Source organism: Streptococcus sp. STC1396 (assembly GCF_058933875.1).
Genome location: NZ_JBZYCU010000036.1, coordinates 1 through 14,244, shown reverse-complemented (window position 1 = coordinate 14,244; position 14,244 = coordinate 1). Strand labels below are relative to the sequence as shown.

Sequence of the window (14,244 nt, the reverse complement as noted above, 5' to 3'; positions counted from 1 at the left end):
TGGTATCTTGAAAACAGAGATGTTTTACGGATTTGAGGAGAGTTTCAAATTACTGGATCACTTGGAACAAGCCATCACGGATTATATTTTTTACTACAACAACAAGCGTATTAAAGCAAAGCTAAAAAGACTCAGCCCTGTTCAGTACAGAACCAAATCCTTTCACTAATATTTTTTGTCCAACTTTTTGGGTGCGGTTCATTAAGCCGAGGATTTTCAATATTTCTTAATGTCTGAAATGCCGAACCCCTGTAAAGATCATGGTCAGCCCATACTGGTCAGCCATGTCGATAGACTCTTGGTCACGGACAGAGCCACCCGGTTGGATAATAGCCTTGATACCTGCGGCTGCAATTTCTTCCACGTTGTCCGCAAATGGGAAGAAGGCGTCAGAGGCAAGCACAGCACCATCAAGACGATCTTTGGCTTGGTCAATCGCAATACGAACGGAAGCCACACGGTTGGTTTGACCTGGACCAACACCGAGTGTCATGTGGTCGTTGGTTATGATGATTCCGTTGGATTTGACGTATTTGATGGCCTTCCAAGCAAATTCAAGAGCTGTTGCCTCTGTCTCAGTTGGTTGGCGTTTGGTCACCACTTGCCAGTCAGCTGGGCTTTCCTTGACCACGTCTTGGTTTTGAACAAGGAGACCGCCAACAACGCCTGTATACTCAGCTTCCACTTCGCTGGCATCTTGAGCATCAAATGGCAAGGCAAGGATCCGCAGGTTTTTCTTTTTGTTGGTCAAAATCGCTAGCGCCTCATCTGTATAGCTCGGTGCGATGATGATTTCAAGGAAGACACCATGCATCTTCTCAGCTGTCGCAGCATCCACCTCACGGTTGAGAACGACAATCCCACCAAAGATGGACACTGGGTCTGACTCATAAGCGTAGTCCCAAGCTTTTTCGATGTCATCAGCTTGACCAATACCACACGGATTCATGTGCTTGAGAGCCACTACAGTTGGACGATCTTTGAAATCACGGATAATACGGATAGCAGCATCCGCGTCACGGATATTGTTGAAGGACAATTCCTTACCGTTAAGCTGTTTGGCTGATGCAATAGAATAATCTGTTGGCAAAGCTTTTTGGTAGAAATCCGCGTCTTGTTGAGGGTTTTCACCATAACGCATGGGTTGTTTCAAATCATAAGTGATGGTGAGTTTTTCAGGTTTTGTTTCACCAACTTGTTTTGTGAAATATTCCGCAATTAAAGCGTCGTAAGCTGCTGTGTGACGGAAAACTTTGGCTGCCAAGCGCTGACGCGTTTCAAAGTTTGTTTCACCATTAGCTGTCAATTCATCTAAAACAACATCGTAGTCAGCTGGGTCAACAACAACTGTAACACTAGCATGGTTTTTAGCAGCAGAGCGAAGCATGGATGGACCACCGATATCAATGTTTTCAACCGCATCAGCATAAGTCACATATGGTTTCAGAATAGTTTCTTTGAATGGGTAAAGGTTAACCACAACAAGGTCAATCAATTCAATGTGATTATCTTTTGCAGCTTGAAGGTGGCTGTCAAGGTCGCGACGAGCCAAAAGGCCGCCGTGGATATTGGGGTGAAGGGTCTTGACACGACCGTCCATCATTTCTGGAAAACCAGTCACATCATCAATAGCAATGGTCTTCACCCCAGCACTATCAAGGGCAACCTTGGTTCCACCTGTCGAGATAATATCCCAACCAAGTTTTTTGAGTTCTTGGGCAAATTCAACAATGCCCGCTTTGTCTGAGACGCTGATTAAGGCGCGTTTCGTCATTATGTTCTCCTTTTTTAGAATTAGTTAAACACCAATTACAATCAGTAACAGCAAAATAAGGTAAGCAAGGCCAAGCACAATCATCCCTATGATATTGACCCATTTTCTAGTCTGTGATTTTAGCACTTTTTTAAATAATGGATAAATTAATAATCCTACACAAACTCCTAGAGTATTTAAAATCAAATCCGTCATATCTGTCGCACCAATGGCTAAGATATACTGTAAGCATTCGTAAACTAAACTGAGCAACAAGCCTGCGCCAGCAATTTTCCAACGAGACCAAGGTGATTTCACCAAAGGCAGGCAGACACCTAGAGGAATAAAAGAAACCAGATTAAATAGCATTTCAGCCATAACAATTTTTCCATTGACTATGAGTGGTTCTGAAAATGGAATCCAATTGATATATCTAGGAGCTAAGAAAAATACTATGGATCCAGGATTTGTTTCAAATTTAAATAAAATTCCCCAAGTCAATAAAAGCAGATAGGCGTAAAATACATACTGAGTTGTTTTTTTAGATGCTAGCATTACAAATACCTCCGTTTGAAGCCATCATCGGCAACAGTCGCTGATGGTAATTTAAAATCAAAGATATTCTACGAATCACCAAAATGTCACTCTGCAATTAGAGTCTTGACAACCTCTTGATACAACTTGTACTCCACCTCATGAATCCGGGCTTCAAAACTTTCAATGGTATCATCAGCCAGCCGCGGCACACGAACTTGTTTGATAACCTTGCCTGTATCCACACCGGAGTCCACCCAGTGAATGGTAACGCCGCTCTCAGTAACGCCAGCATTCCAAGCATCCTCAATCCCATGAGCTCCTGGAAATTCTGGCAGATAGGCGGGATGAATGTTGATGATTCGACCTTCATAAGCCGCCAATAAGGTTGGCCCAACGATTTTCATATAGCCTGCTAGACAAACCAAGTCAATCTGGTGCTGATCCAAGAGCTTGACAATTGCTTCTTCGTATTCTGCCTTGTTCTCAAACTCCTTGAGTTCAAAAGCATAGGACAGAACGCCAAGCTTGTCGGCACGCTCGAGCACATAGGCGTCACGATGGTCTGAAAAAACAAACTCCACTGGAAATTCTTCGGCAATCACCTGAAAGTTTGAGCCATTACCAGAGGCAAAAACCGCTATTTTTTTCATTTGATGATGACACTTTCGTTTTCTTTCTTGACGATGCGACCAATTTCATAAACTGGTTCATCCAACAATTCCTTAACACGGTCTACATTTTCAGGACTAACTGCCAGCATAAGCCCGACACCCATATTGAAAATTTCAAACATTTCTTGGTGCTTGATCTGACCGTATTTTTCAAGGGCTTTGAAAATCGGAAGGACTGGAACTTTGCTTTCCTCAATCTCTGCAGCCAGGTCATCTGCAAACATACGAGGGACATTTTCGATAAAGCCACCACCTGTGATGTGGGCAATCCCGTTGACCAGCCCTTCCTTTATCAATGGCAGAGCTGCTTTTACATAGATACGAGTTGGCTCAAGAAGGACTTCCTTGAGTTTCTTACCTTCCAATTCTGGAAAGACTTCTTCCCCTGTGTAATCGGCAAAAACACGGCGAACGAGGGAGTAGCCGTTAGAATGAATACCGCTGGAAGCCAGCCCCAGAAGCACATCACCTTCAGCCACTTTTGAGCCATCAATGATTTGAGATTTTTCTGCCACACCAACTGCAAATCCAGCTAAGTCGTAATCATCTTCACCGTACATGCCAGGCATTTCAGCCGTTTCTCCACCGATGAGGGCTGCACCTGCCTGCACACAACCTTCAGCAACACCTGCGACCACCTGCTCCAATTTTGCAGGTTCATTTTTACCAGTTGCGATATAGTCCAGGAAGTAGAGTGGCTCAGCACCAGCCGCGATGATATCATTAACACACATGGCCACACAGTCCTGACCAATGGTATCGTGCTTATCATACTTGATGGCCAACATGAGCTTGGTTCCCACACCGTCAGTCCCTGAAATCAAGACAGGTTCTTTAACATTCAATTGGGACAAATCAAACATCCCACCGAAACCACCCAGCGCTCCCATAACACCAAGACGCTCCGTACGAGCTACATGCTTTTTGATTCGCTCAACAACCTCATAACCCGCTTCAACGTCAACACCAGACTGAGCGTAAGCATTTTTTGTCATTTCATTTTCCTCATTTTTCTTTTGAAAATAGCAGAGCTGCTATTTAGTTTAGCCTATCAATAAAAACTCGTTTTTTCTTTTAGACTTTCCAGATAACGCTCCTCATAATCATAAAGTGGAGTTGGATAGTTCCCGTCAAAGTAGGCCACACAGAGACCGCCATTTGGAGCATCTGTCTCTAAGCCGATGGACTCAATCAAACCATCCAAAGATAAATAAGTCAGACTGTCTGCTCCGATAATCTCGCAAGTTTCGTCTACAGTATGGTTAGCTGCAATTAATTCACGACGTGTTTGAATATCAATACCATAAAAACATGGGTATTTAAGTGGGGGACTGGCAATCGCCACATGGACTTCTGCCGCACCAGCTTCACGTAGGAGCTGAACAATCCGACGACTGGTTGTTCCCCGAACGATAGAATCATCCACCATCACCACGCGCTTACCCTTGACAATACTTGACACTGCTGACAACTTCATCCGAACACCCTGCTCACGCAGTTCCTGTGTTGGCTGGATAAAGGTCCGCTGGATGTATTGATTTTTGATGAGTCCCATCTCGTTTGGCAAACCAGATTCTTCAGAAAATCCGCTGGCCGCAGAAAGTGATGAATTGGGAACACCGACAACAATATCCGCTTCATGCTTAAATTCTTTAGCTAAACGGCGTCCTGTATTTTTGCGAGCTGTATGAACATTGACACCATGGATCACTGAGTCAGGACGGGCAAAATAGACATATTCCATTGAGCAGATGGCTAACTGCGTCTCGTCTGTGTAGGTATCATACTGAATGCCTTGGTCATCAATGATGACAACTTCTCCCGGTTTGACATCGCGCAGCCATGTAGCACCAATCACTTCAAAAGCACAGGTCTCACTGGAAACAACAATAGCACCATTGGCCATTTGTCCAATTGAAAGAGGTCGGAAACCATTAGGGTCAAGAGCCGCAATCAGCTTATCCTCCATCATGAGGAGATAGGCGAAGCCCCCCTTAACAGTACTCAGAGCCTCTTTAACCTTTCCCATGAAGCTTGGATTATGGCTACGACGGATAAGGTGAGCTAAGATTTCTGTGTCTGATGAAGACGAAAAGATAGCTCCGTTACGCTCCAATTCTTTTTTCAAGGTCTGGGTATTGGTCAGATTACCATTATGCGCCAAACCAAACTCCATATCGTAAAATTTGAAATGGAAAGGTTGGATATTATTGATAGAGGCTTCACCAGCTGTCGCGTAACGAACATGCCCGATAGCAGCAGAACCTGTCAACTTCTCCAAATTAACTGGATTTTTAAAGACTTCTGAAAGAAGGCCTGTATCGCGATGACGACGGAGCTTACCTTTATCATTGGTTAAAATACCAGCTCCTTCTTGACCACGGTGTTGCAGACTATGAAGACCAAAGTAAGTGACTTGAGCGGCTTGAGGATGACCCCAAATACCAAAGACCCCACATTCTTCATTAAGAGATTTTACTTCGTATGTCATTCTTTATACCTTTTGCGCTTAAATTCTAAACTTCAATAAATTTACTTGCCAATTTGTAGACTTGTTTAATTTCTTTATTTTCTAATTCCCAATTATTAACTTCCTCTTTAATTAAATCTGGAAATTTCTTACTTATATCTCTTAAGGCATTACCTACTGATTTCCTAACATACTCACTCGTATCTCCTTTTAAAGCAGATATTCGTCTAATAGCTTCGGTAGGATTCTCTCTAAAATATGGTCTGCTTGTCCATATTCTTAGTCCCTCTATAACAGATCTTCTTGTATTTGGATTGCTATTTTTCAACCATTCATCAATGGTTGGAAGTGCCGTCTCATAACCAGTATTCTTACAAAATTCATCAAATGCTTTAGCAAGAACTTCCTGAACTCTCCAGTTGTTATCTTTGGAGACTTCATCTCGCATGAATATTAAAATTTCTTTATCGTTTGATAAATATCCAAAAAGAAACACAGCATACATTCGCACCTGATAAACATCAGATTCATAAGCCAAAAGCGCTAACTTTTTGATATATTCACTATCATTTGATTGATAATCATTCAAAGCTTTCTGCTCTTGTTCTTTAAATCCATGTTCTATGAGCGAAAAATCATTTTCTAGCCTTGCAATATACTGAATCATAATAGCCTTTCTACAAACCGATCTTTTACATATCTTTTATTTCCCTGTAAAATATTTAACTGCTGATGTAAACAAATGTTGGTCTTTATTTCCTGGAATATTTTGGAAAAGGCCATCTTCCCAGCGTTCGGAGTGTCCCATCTTACCAATAATCTGACCATTTTTACTGGTAATACCTTCAATGGCATTCACTGAACCATTTGGATTGTATTTAGAATCCATAGATGGTTTGCCGTCAAAGTCTACATACTGGCTCCAGATTTGACCATTGTCGCGAAGTTCAGCAAATTCCTCTGCCGTCACCACAAATTTACCTTCACCATGTGATACTGGTATCGCATGGATATCTCCAACTTTCACACCGGCCAGCCAAGGTGAGTTGGTATTGGCAATACGAGTTTCCACTATTTTAGCAACGTGCTGGTTAGCATCATTGTAGAAAAGGGTTGGACTTGTTTCACCAGCTTCTTCAAAGTTACCATAAGGCAGAAGGCCTGACTTGACAAGAGCTTGGAAACCATTACAGATACCGATGATGAGACCGCCTTTTTCGATGAATTTATCAATAGCAGAACGGACTTTTTCATTGAGTAAAATATTGACAATAAACTTAGCTGAGCCATCTGGTTCATCTGCTGCAGAAAAGCCACCAGCAAAGAAAATAATATTTGCTTTACTAATATTGTCAACCATTGTGTCAACTGAGGCTTCAATAGCTGCTTCATTAAGTGTTACAAACGGTACCAAGTTCACTCTAGCGCCAGCTTGTTCGAAGGCCTTGGCTGAATCGTATTCTGAGTTAGTCCCCGGAAAGACGGGAATGTAAACCAAGGGTTGTTCAACTTTTTCTTGGGTTTTAAGCACCACATTAGAAGCTACAGCTGGTATTTCTTGTAACTCTTTACTTTGCTCAAATTCAGTTGGATAAATTTCTTCCAATTTACCTTGGAAGGCATTGTCAAGTTTCTGGCCATCAATGTCAATGTTGTTGACAACAAGTGTAAAGCCAGTGGTAGTCTGACCAATTTTGCTAGCACCAACAACCTCTTCACTAGAGGTAAAGATGAAACCGCCGAGCTGTGCTGTCAAGCATGTGTCAAGCTCATCCAATTCTACTTTAGCCCCAATGTGATTACCGAAGGTTGCAAGCGCAAGTGCTTCAAGTACACCGCCATATTTAACAGCAGAAGCTGAAGTTATATGGTGTGCTTTTTGAATCGCTTCAAACTGTGCAAAGTTAGCTTTGATGAAGTCGAAATCAATATCTTGTGAAATAGCTTGACCTGGAATGTAGTAAATATTTTCACCCGCAGCCTTAAACTCAGGAGAGAGCACCTTACGGTTATCTGCTGTTGTCACCCCAAAGGCAACAAGCGTTGGCGGAACAGTCAATTCTTCAAAAGTACCAGACATAGAGTCCTTACCGCCGATGGATGGCAGACCGAGTTGAATTTGTGCTTCAATAGAACCAAGCAAAGCTGCTACTGGCTGACCAAAACGAGCGGCCTGTTTGTCCATACGTTGGAAATATTCTTGATAAGAGAAGCGAGCCTTAGACCAGTTAGCACCTGCTGCAACCAAGCGAGCTGTTGCTTCAATAACCGCATAAGCAGCACCGTGGTAAGGTGACCATTCTGCAATATAAGGGTTGAACCCTTGCGCCATGACTGAAGCGGTATTTGTTACACCATGTTGAACTGGCAATTTTTGTACAGACGCCTCAGTAGGTGTGATTTGGTAACGGCCACCAAGTGGATGATTGACAGTTGAGCGACCAACTGAAGAGTCAAAGATTGTTTGCAATCCTTTTTGGCTAGCGTGGTTAAGATCTGAAAGAACAGCCACTGTATCTGCTTCAAGAGTTGCAGCTGATGTTGTGCGTTCTTCAGGAACGTTTACATCACTGTCAACCACATTAGCATCAACCACCACGCGCACACCATTGGTATCAAGGAAAGCACGTTCCAAATCTACAATAATTTCACCATTCCAGTACATGACCAGATTTGGTTTTTCAGTCACTGTCGCAACGACAACAGCGTCAATATTTTCTTTGTTACATTCCGCAACGAAGGCATCCACATCTTTTGGACGAACCAAAACCGCCATCCGTTCTTGTGATTCAGAGATAGCAATTTCTGTTCCATTCAAACCTTGGTATTTTAGCGGGACTTTATCAAGATTGATTTCAAGACCATCGGCCAATTCACCAATGGCTACACAGACACCACCTGCACCAAAGTCGTTTGATTTCTTGATGAGACGTGTTACATCACCCTTACGGAACAGACGTTGAATCTTGCGTTCTTCAATGGCATTCCCTTTTTGAACTTCTGCACCAGCAGTCTCTACAGACTCAACCGTTTGAACCTTAGAAGACCCTGTCGCACCGCCGACACCGTCACGACCTGTTTTCCCACCGAGTAGGATAATCACATCGCCCGCTTCAGGCTTTTCACGGACAACATTTTCCTTAGGAGCAGCGCCGACAACGGCTCCAAGCTCCATGCGTTTAGCTACAAAGCCCGGATGGAAGTACTCACGAACGTAGGTCGTCGCAAGACCAATCTGGTTCCCATAAGAAGAATAACCTTGAGCTGCTGTCTTCGAAATAACTTGTTGTGGCAATTTACCAGCACGTGTCTCAGAGATCGGTGCCGTAATATCGCCCGCTCCCGAGATGCGCATCGCCTGATAAACATAAGAACGCCCTGACAATGGGTCGCGAATGGCACCACCGATACAAGTAGCCGCTCCACCAAACGGCTCAATTTCCGTTGGGTGATTGTGGGTTTCATTTTTAAACATGAGGAGCCATGGTTCTTTGACACCATCAACGTCAACCTCGATTTCAACCGAGCAGGCATTAATCTCATCAGACACTTCCATATCGTCCAAACGGCCATTGGCACGTTCGTAACGACCGAAAATAGTTGCCATATCCATCAAGGTTTGCGGTTTTTCAGAGCGCCCCAACTCATCACGCATGGCTAGATACTTGTCATAAGTCGCCTGCAATTGTTTTTGGAATTTAGACGCTGAGAAATCAATAGTTTTCAACTCTGTCTCAAAAGTTGTGTGACGGCAGTGGTCAGACCAGTAAGTATCCAAGACCTTGAGTTCTGTTTCTGTCGGCACACGCCCGATTGACTTGAAGTAGCCTTGGATAAAGAGCAAATCATCCACTTCCATCGCCATCCCTTGCTCGGCCTTGTAGCGTACAAAGTCTTCCGCCGTATAGCTTTCAAAGAAAGTCAATTTTGGAATGGTCTTATCTGACTCTGAGAATTCTTGCTTGGCAATCCCTGTCGTGATGTCTTTGAAACGAGAATCAACTGGATTGAGCAGGTAGTTTTTGACCGCTTCTAACTCAGTCGCATCAATATCTTTATTGACCAAGTAAAGTTGGGCCGTATTGACCCTTACATGACTTGAACTACCCAGTAAGAGCAAGGCTTCTTGAGCTGAAGCCGCCCGCTGGTCAAACTGCCCTGGCAAGCTTTCAATAGCAAAGAAAGCGTACTCAGATAAAGACTCCACAACCTCTACTTCTGACAAGAGACGGTCTGTCACCTGCTCAGAAAAGATATGTTTTTCCGCACGCGCAAATAGGCTTTCACTTAGATTAAAAACATCGTAAGTCTGCACAATGCGCAGTTCTGCTAAAGTCTTTAACTGGAGATTGTGGGTCAATTCCTTGACCAAGCTCTGAGATTTGATTCCAAAATTAGGTTTTTTCTCAACAAAAATACGCTTATCCATAGTATCTTCTATCCTTTTCTTACTTCAATTCTTGCAGTTTTTCCCAGACGATTTGATAAACATCGGTCAGCTCGCCTAGGCCGCGACGGAAGACATCCTTGTCCATGTGATGCCCCTCAGCATCCCAAAGCCGACAATTGTCCGGTGAAAATTCATCTGCTAGAATAATTTTACCGTCCTGGTCAAAACCAAACTCTAACTTGAAATCAATCAGCTTAAGCCCGATCTGGTGGAACCAGTCTGACAAAAGAAGATTGATACGGCGAGTCTCCTCTTTTAAGAAAGCAATCTGCTGGTCATCCGCAATCTTTAGGAATTTCACATGCTCGTCATTGATAAAAGGATCATCCAAATCATCGTTTTTATAGTAAAATTCAACGATCGGAGTGTCCAAGGCGATCCCTTCTTCCACACCAAAGCGTTTAGAGAAAGAGCCTGCTGTATAGTTACGCAACACCACTTCCAAGGGAATAATGTCAACTTTTTTATTAAGCTGATCTGTCTCTGAGATTTTCTCGATAAAATGCGTTGCCACACCAGCAGTATTCAATTTTTCAAAAATAAAGGCTGAAATTTTATTGTTCAATACCCCTTTCCCTGCAATCTGCTCCTTTTTAACGCCATTAAAAGCCGTTGCCTGATCTTTGTAACGGGCCAAAATCACATGCTCATCCTCTGTCGCAAAAATATCCTTTGCTTTTCCCGAATATAACAACTTATTTGACATTTTATTATTCGCCTTTCGTGCTTTTATACCCTAATTTTACCATATTCAAAATAATTTTACAATGATTCCCGTACAAACCTCCAAAAACGGATTGAACCTCCTTGAAAATCCGAACAAAATTAAAAGGAATGAGTCCCGCTTAATACAGGATTCATTCCTTTCAATCATTGCTTGTTCAACTTTTTAGGGATTAGTGCATGTCAAAAAGATTACTTTTTTATATATCTTATTTTTTCAATTTTCCATGAATATAGGTTACTATATCTGAGATATTCTTAAAATGATCAATCTGCTCATCCGGGATCTCGATTTCAAATGTATCTTCAAGGTCAATGATAAATTCCATCAAATCAACCGAATCAACACCCAATTCATCTTTGAGACTGAGTTCAGGACTGACAGAGAAATCTGCCCCTTCATGCTCTTGAATAACTTCAACAATCTTTGCGTAAATTTCCTTCTCGCTCATTTTTCCTCCTCAGTTCTTGAAAATTCAACCACAGATTTTCCGACAACATCTGTCTCTAGCATGATCCGAATCTGACGAATCGTGCTATAAACGGCCTTGGCATCGCTAGAGCCGTGTGTCTTGACTACCGGTGCCTTGAGACCAAAGAGAACGGCACCACCGGCACTGGAATAGTCCAGACTCTTGCGCATCTCCTGGAGGCTGTCTTTGAGCAACAGGGCTCCTAGTTTAGCCTTGAGACCACCACCCAAAACAGCTTTTTTGAGCTGACCTAGGATGCTGATCGCAGTTCCTTCAATAGACTTGAGTACAGCATTTCCCGTAAAGCCATCTGCTACGACAACATCTGCCACTCCATCCATAAGGTCACGTGCCTCCACATTTCCGATGAAGTTCAGCTTGTCATCCGCTGCCAGCAAGGCATAGGTTTCCTTACGCAGAGGGTCTCCCTTGCTGGCTTCCGTGCCATTATTGAGCAAACCAACCCGTGGCTGCTTAATTCCACGAACATTTTCCGCATAAAAAGAACCCAAGATAGCATATTGGTGCAGATGGTGAGGGGTATTTTCAGCATTTGCCCCCAGATCCAGCATATCAAAACCTCGGCCATCTCCAGTCGGTAAAGTGGACAAAAGTCCTGGTCGGTCAATGTTTTTAATCCGTCCGACAATAAAGAAACCCGCTGCCAAAAGCGCTCCCGTGTTACCAGCAGACAGGACTGCATCTGCTTCCCCGTCTTTGACTGCCTTGGCTGCCAAAACCATGCTAGCCTGCTTCTTCTTGCGAATAGCCCTGGTCGGCTCATCATCCGAATCAATCTTTTCATCCGTATGGACGATACTGACGCGCTCTGTCGCTGTCAACAGAGGTTTAATCTTGGCCTCATCCCCATAGAGAACAATCTCAATATCCGCGAAGTCTCTCAGAGCCTGATTGGCACCTTCGACTAAAGCCTGAGGGGCATTGTCTCCGCCCATGGCATCAATAGCTATTTTTTTCATGCTGTTCTTCCTCATGTTTATCTTGTAAAATACTGCCCCAGTCCCCCAGAGAGTCGATAAATTTCTTTGATTTAAGATGAATGCCTACATATTCATCATAGAGTTGATCTATAAAATCCCTGATCTGTCGCTTGATATCAGCCTTGAGCGAAATCGTCTCCAGCTCACTAAACTGAACTGCCTGAAACTGATTGAGCAAAAAAGGAATATTGGGGTTGAGATGGCTGCGATGAGCATCCTTGTGATAATGATCTGGACAGATAACCCCGCCATATTGAAAGGAAAAATCAAAAGGCAGACCTGTCCGATGGCAAAAAACACAGTCATGGAAATTCAGAGAAACGCCAAAGCGAGATAAAATCTGAATTTCAAAAATATTCGTCAAGACTTCATAATCCAGGCCTTGATTCATCAAATCCAGTGTCTTTTGCAGGAAGGCAAAGAGGGCTGGATCTGGCTGATTGTCCTGAATACTAGCATCTGCTAAGGCTGCCACGTAGCTGGCATAAGCCATGACAAAGAGATCGCTCTTGATTTGCCCGTAACTTTCCACAGCTTGGTAATCTTCGATATAGCTGAGCCCATCGTCATTGATTTTCATCAAGAGCTCTGCCGCAGTCAGAGGCTGGATGACTGGTGCCAACTTAGATTTTCCAGCATGTTTCACGAAAAACATTCGCTTGCCAGCCTGTTCCGTAAAAATCTTGACCAGCTTATCATCTTCTCGAAAATTACGATTATAGAGAATCAAACTCTTGCTTGTTAACGGTCTAAGCATGGTCTTCCATGTACTCCTTGAGCCGTTTCAGAGCTTCCTTGATGGTTTCCATGCTAGCTGCATAAGACAGGCGGATATAGCCTTCTCCATACTGGCCAAAGGCCGCTCCTGGGATAAAGGCCACAGCCTTCTTCTCAGCAAAATCCCGCAAAAAAGCAAAAGAATCTTGATTGTAGCCTGCTGGAATTTTGGCAAAAATATAGAAAGCTCCATCTGGCTTGATAATCTGATAACCTAGCTCCGTCATTTTTTCGATAATGTAATCCCGCCGCTGGATGTATTCCGTCTTCATCGGTTGAGCATCATCTTTACCAGCTGTCAATGCCTCAATAGCTGCATATTGAGCCATGGTGTTGGCTGCTGTCACTAGATACTGATGGCTCTTGATTAATTGAGCTGTAAAAGCAGCCGGTGCAAAGATAAAGCCCAATCGCCAGCCCGTCATAGCATGAGACTTGGACAAGCCATTGATCACGATGGTCTGCTCAGGCAAATATTCCGCCAGAGAAACGTGTCCCTGCTCCGTATAAGTCAACTCAGAATAAACCTCATCACAAACGACAAATACTTCATACTTGCTCAATACTGCTGCCAAAGCCTCAATCTGCTCTCGCGAATAAGTCACGCCAGTCGGATTGGCCGGATAGTTCAAAATAACCGCCTTGAGCGCATCCCCCTGCTCCAAGATAGCCTGCTCTAGCATTTCAGGAGTCAAAACAAAGTTGTTTTCTGTCGTATCAATCTCGACAATCTCTGCCCCGACCAAATTGACAATCGGCTCATAGCCTGGATAAGCTGGCGCTGGTAGCAGGACCTTATCCCCCTCCTCCAGGATAGCCGTCAAAGTCGCAGACAGAGCCTCGGTTGCTCCAATGGTCACTAAAATCTCATTCTCTGGATTGTAGGACAGACGGTATTTTTCCTTGGCAAAGTCAGACGCAGCCTGTCGCAGCTCCAAAAGTCCGCTCATTCCTGTATAGTGACTCTGGTTGGCATCAATAGCTACCTTGGCCGCCTCCTTGATGTGATCCGGTGTCGGAAAGTCTGGCTCTCCTAAGGTCAGCCGCAGAACACCTGGAATCGTAGAAATAGACTGGTCAAACTGACGAATCAGGGATATTTCAATCTTATCTAAATTTTTATTAAACTTTTTTGTCAAATCCATGGCCACCTCCGATAACTTGATAGAACCATTATACTATAAAAGCATTACTACAGCAAAATTTTATTATAAGTGAGAAAAAGAAAGAGAACTAGCAACACACTAGTTCTCAAATAATTATGGCTCTTTTCTACCATTTGTCAAGTCTGTCAAGGCTTTAAGTGAAAAATGAGATAAGACAGTAGCTATTCCGAGGTTACTGTCTTATTTTTAACACTTTTTGAGCCATAAAAGGGCATGCAAAAAA

13 protein-coding genes are annotated in these 14,244 nt (G+C 43.3%); 1 reads left to right on the top strand and 12 read right to left on the bottom strand.

The features are described from left to right. The coding region (locus AC5FEC_RS09975) for an IS3 family transposase (protein WP_493662080.1) at nucleotides 1-169 on the top strand (169 nt) is incomplete at its 5' end. Between the two features lie 57 nt (nucleotides 170-226). Here AC5FEC_RS09975 and purH read toward each other — a convergent pair. The 12 genes from purH to AC5FEC_RS09915 all read right to left on the bottom strand — a co-directional run bounded on the left by purH (nucleotide 227) and on the right by AC5FEC_RS09915 (nucleotide 14,000). After that, entirely contained in the window at nucleotides 227-1,774 is a 1,548-nt protein-coding gene (purH, locus tag AC5FEC_RS09970; protein WP_062201787.1) for a bifunctional phosphoribosylaminoimidazolecarboxamide formyltransferase/IMP cyclohydrolase, read from the bottom strand. Nucleotides 1,775-1,798: 24 nt separating this feature from the next. Next, the gene (locus AC5FEC_RS09965; RefSeq protein WP_493662079.1) at nucleotides 1,799-2,308 is read right to left on the bottom strand and encodes a VanZ family protein; all 510 of its coding nucleotides are present in this window, start codon (nucleotides 2,306-2,308) and stop codon (nucleotides 1,799-1,801) included. An 86-nt stretch (nucleotides 2,309-2,394) separates the two neighbouring features. Beyond that, a complete protein-coding gene (gene purN, locus AC5FEC_RS09960) occupies nucleotides 2,395-2,940 on the bottom strand; it encodes a phosphoribosylglycinamide formyltransferase (protein ID WP_493662078.1) in 546 nt (181 codons plus the stop codon). Next, nucleotides 2,937-3,956, bottom strand: a complete 1,020-nt coding sequence (purM, locus tag AC5FEC_RS09955; protein WP_037617436.1) for a phosphoribosylformylglycinamidine cyclo-ligase — start codon at nucleotides 3,954-3,956, stop codon at nucleotides 2,937-2,939. The genes purN and purM overlap by 4 nt, the downstream gene beginning before the upstream one ends. A 56-nt stretch (nucleotides 3,957-4,012) precedes the next feature. Continuing rightward, a complete protein-coding gene (gene purF, locus AC5FEC_RS09950; protein ID WP_037617434.1) occupies nucleotides 4,013-5,452 on the bottom strand; it encodes an amidophosphoribosyltransferase in 1,440 nt (479 codons plus the stop codon). Between the two features lie 25 nt (nucleotides 5,453-5,477). After that, complete coding sequence (locus tag AC5FEC_RS09945; protein WP_234550667.1) at nucleotides 5,478-6,098, bottom strand: DNA alkylation repair protein; 621 nt, start codon at nucleotides 6,096-6,098, stop codon at nucleotides 5,478-5,480. Nucleotides 6,099-6,134: 36 nt separating this feature from the next. After that, nucleotides 6,135-9,860, bottom strand: coding sequence for a phosphoribosylformylglycinamidine synthase (locus tag AC5FEC_RS09940; RefSeq protein WP_493662077.1), 3,726 nt, complete (start codon nucleotides 9,858-9,860; stop codon nucleotides 6,135-6,137). A gap of 19 nt (nucleotides 9,861-9,879) precedes the next feature. Then, nucleotides 9,880-10,587, bottom strand: coding sequence for a phosphoribosylaminoimidazolesuccinocarboxamide synthase (purC, locus tag AC5FEC_RS09935; RefSeq protein ID WP_493662076.1), 708 nt, complete (start codon nucleotides 10,585-10,587; stop codon nucleotides 9,880-9,882). Between the two features lie 226 nt (nucleotides 10,588-10,813). Next, nucleotides 10,814-11,056: an acyl carrier protein gene (locus tag AC5FEC_RS09930; RefSeq protein ID WP_217473454.1), complete on the bottom strand. Its 243-nt coding sequence runs from the start codon at nucleotides 11,054-11,056 to the stop codon at nucleotides 10,814-10,816. Next, the gene (gene plsX, locus AC5FEC_RS09925; protein ID WP_493662075.1) at nucleotides 11,053-12,057 is read right to left on the bottom strand and encodes a phosphate acyltransferase PlsX; all 1,005 of its coding nucleotides are present in this window, start codon (nucleotides 12,055-12,057) and stop codon (nucleotides 11,053-11,055) included. Before plsX ends, AC5FEC_RS09930 begins: the two co-directional genes overlap by 4 nt. Then, entirely contained in the window at nucleotides 12,038-12,835 is a 798-nt protein-coding gene (gene recO, locus AC5FEC_RS09920; protein ID WP_493662074.1) for a DNA repair protein RecO, read from the bottom strand. Before recO ends, plsX begins: the two co-directional genes overlap by 20 nt. Then, nucleotides 12,828-14,000, bottom strand: a complete 1,173-nt coding sequence (locus AC5FEC_RS09915) for a pyridoxal phosphate-dependent aminotransferase (protein WP_493662073.1) — start codon at nucleotides 13,998-14,000, stop codon at nucleotides 12,828-12,830. Before AC5FEC_RS09915 ends, recO begins: the two co-directional genes overlap by 8 nt. Nucleotides 14,001-14,244: the final 244 nt, after the last annotated feature.

Excerpts from the sequence above, each read along its gene's own strand:
- AC5FEC_RS09940 (WP_493662077.1), bottom strand. The coding sequence starts at position 9,860 with ATGGATAAGCGTATTTTTGTTGAGAAAAAACCTAATTTTGGAATCAAA.
- recO (WP_493662074.1), bottom strand. The coding sequence starts at position 12,835 with ATGCTTAGACCGTTAACAAGCAAGAGTTTGATTCTCTATAATCGTAAT.
- AC5FEC_RS09930 (WP_217473454.1), bottom strand. The coding sequence starts at position 11,056 with ATGAGCGAGAAGGAAATTTACGCAAAGATTGTTGAAGTTATTCAAGAG.
- purH (WP_062201787.1), bottom strand. The coding sequence starts at position 1,774 with ATGACGAAACGCGCCTTAATCAGCGTCTCAGACAAAGCGGGCATTGTT.
- AC5FEC_RS09915 (WP_493662073.1), bottom strand. The coding sequence starts at position 14,000 with ATGGATTTGACAAAAAAGTTTAATAAAAATTTAGATAAGATTGAAATA.
- AC5FEC_RS09945 (WP_234550667.1), bottom strand. The coding sequence starts at position 6,098 with ATGATTCAGTATATTGCAAGGCTAGAAAATGATTTTTCGCTCATAGAA.
- purF (WP_037617434.1), bottom strand. The coding sequence starts at position 5,452 with ATGACATACGAAGTAAAATCTCTTAATGAAGAATGTGGGGTCTTTGGT.
- purM (WP_037617436.1), bottom strand. The coding sequence starts at position 3,956 with ATGACAAAAAATGCTTACGCTCAGTCTGGTGTTGACGTTGAAGCGGGT.
- AC5FEC_RS09965 (WP_493662079.1), bottom strand. The coding sequence starts at position 2,308 with ATGCTAGCATCTAAAAAAACAACTCAGTATGTATTTTACGCCTATCTG.
- purC (WP_493662076.1), bottom strand. The coding sequence starts at position 10,587 with ATGTCAAATAAGTTGTTATATTCGGGAAAAGCAAAGGATATTTTTGCG.
- purN (WP_493662078.1), bottom strand. The coding sequence starts at position 2,940 with ATGAAAAAAATAGCGGTTTTTGCCTCTGGTAATGGCTCAAACTTTCAG.
- plsX (WP_493662075.1), bottom strand. The coding sequence starts at position 12,057 with ATGAAAAAAATAGCTATTGATGCCATGGGCGGAGACAATGCCCCTCAG.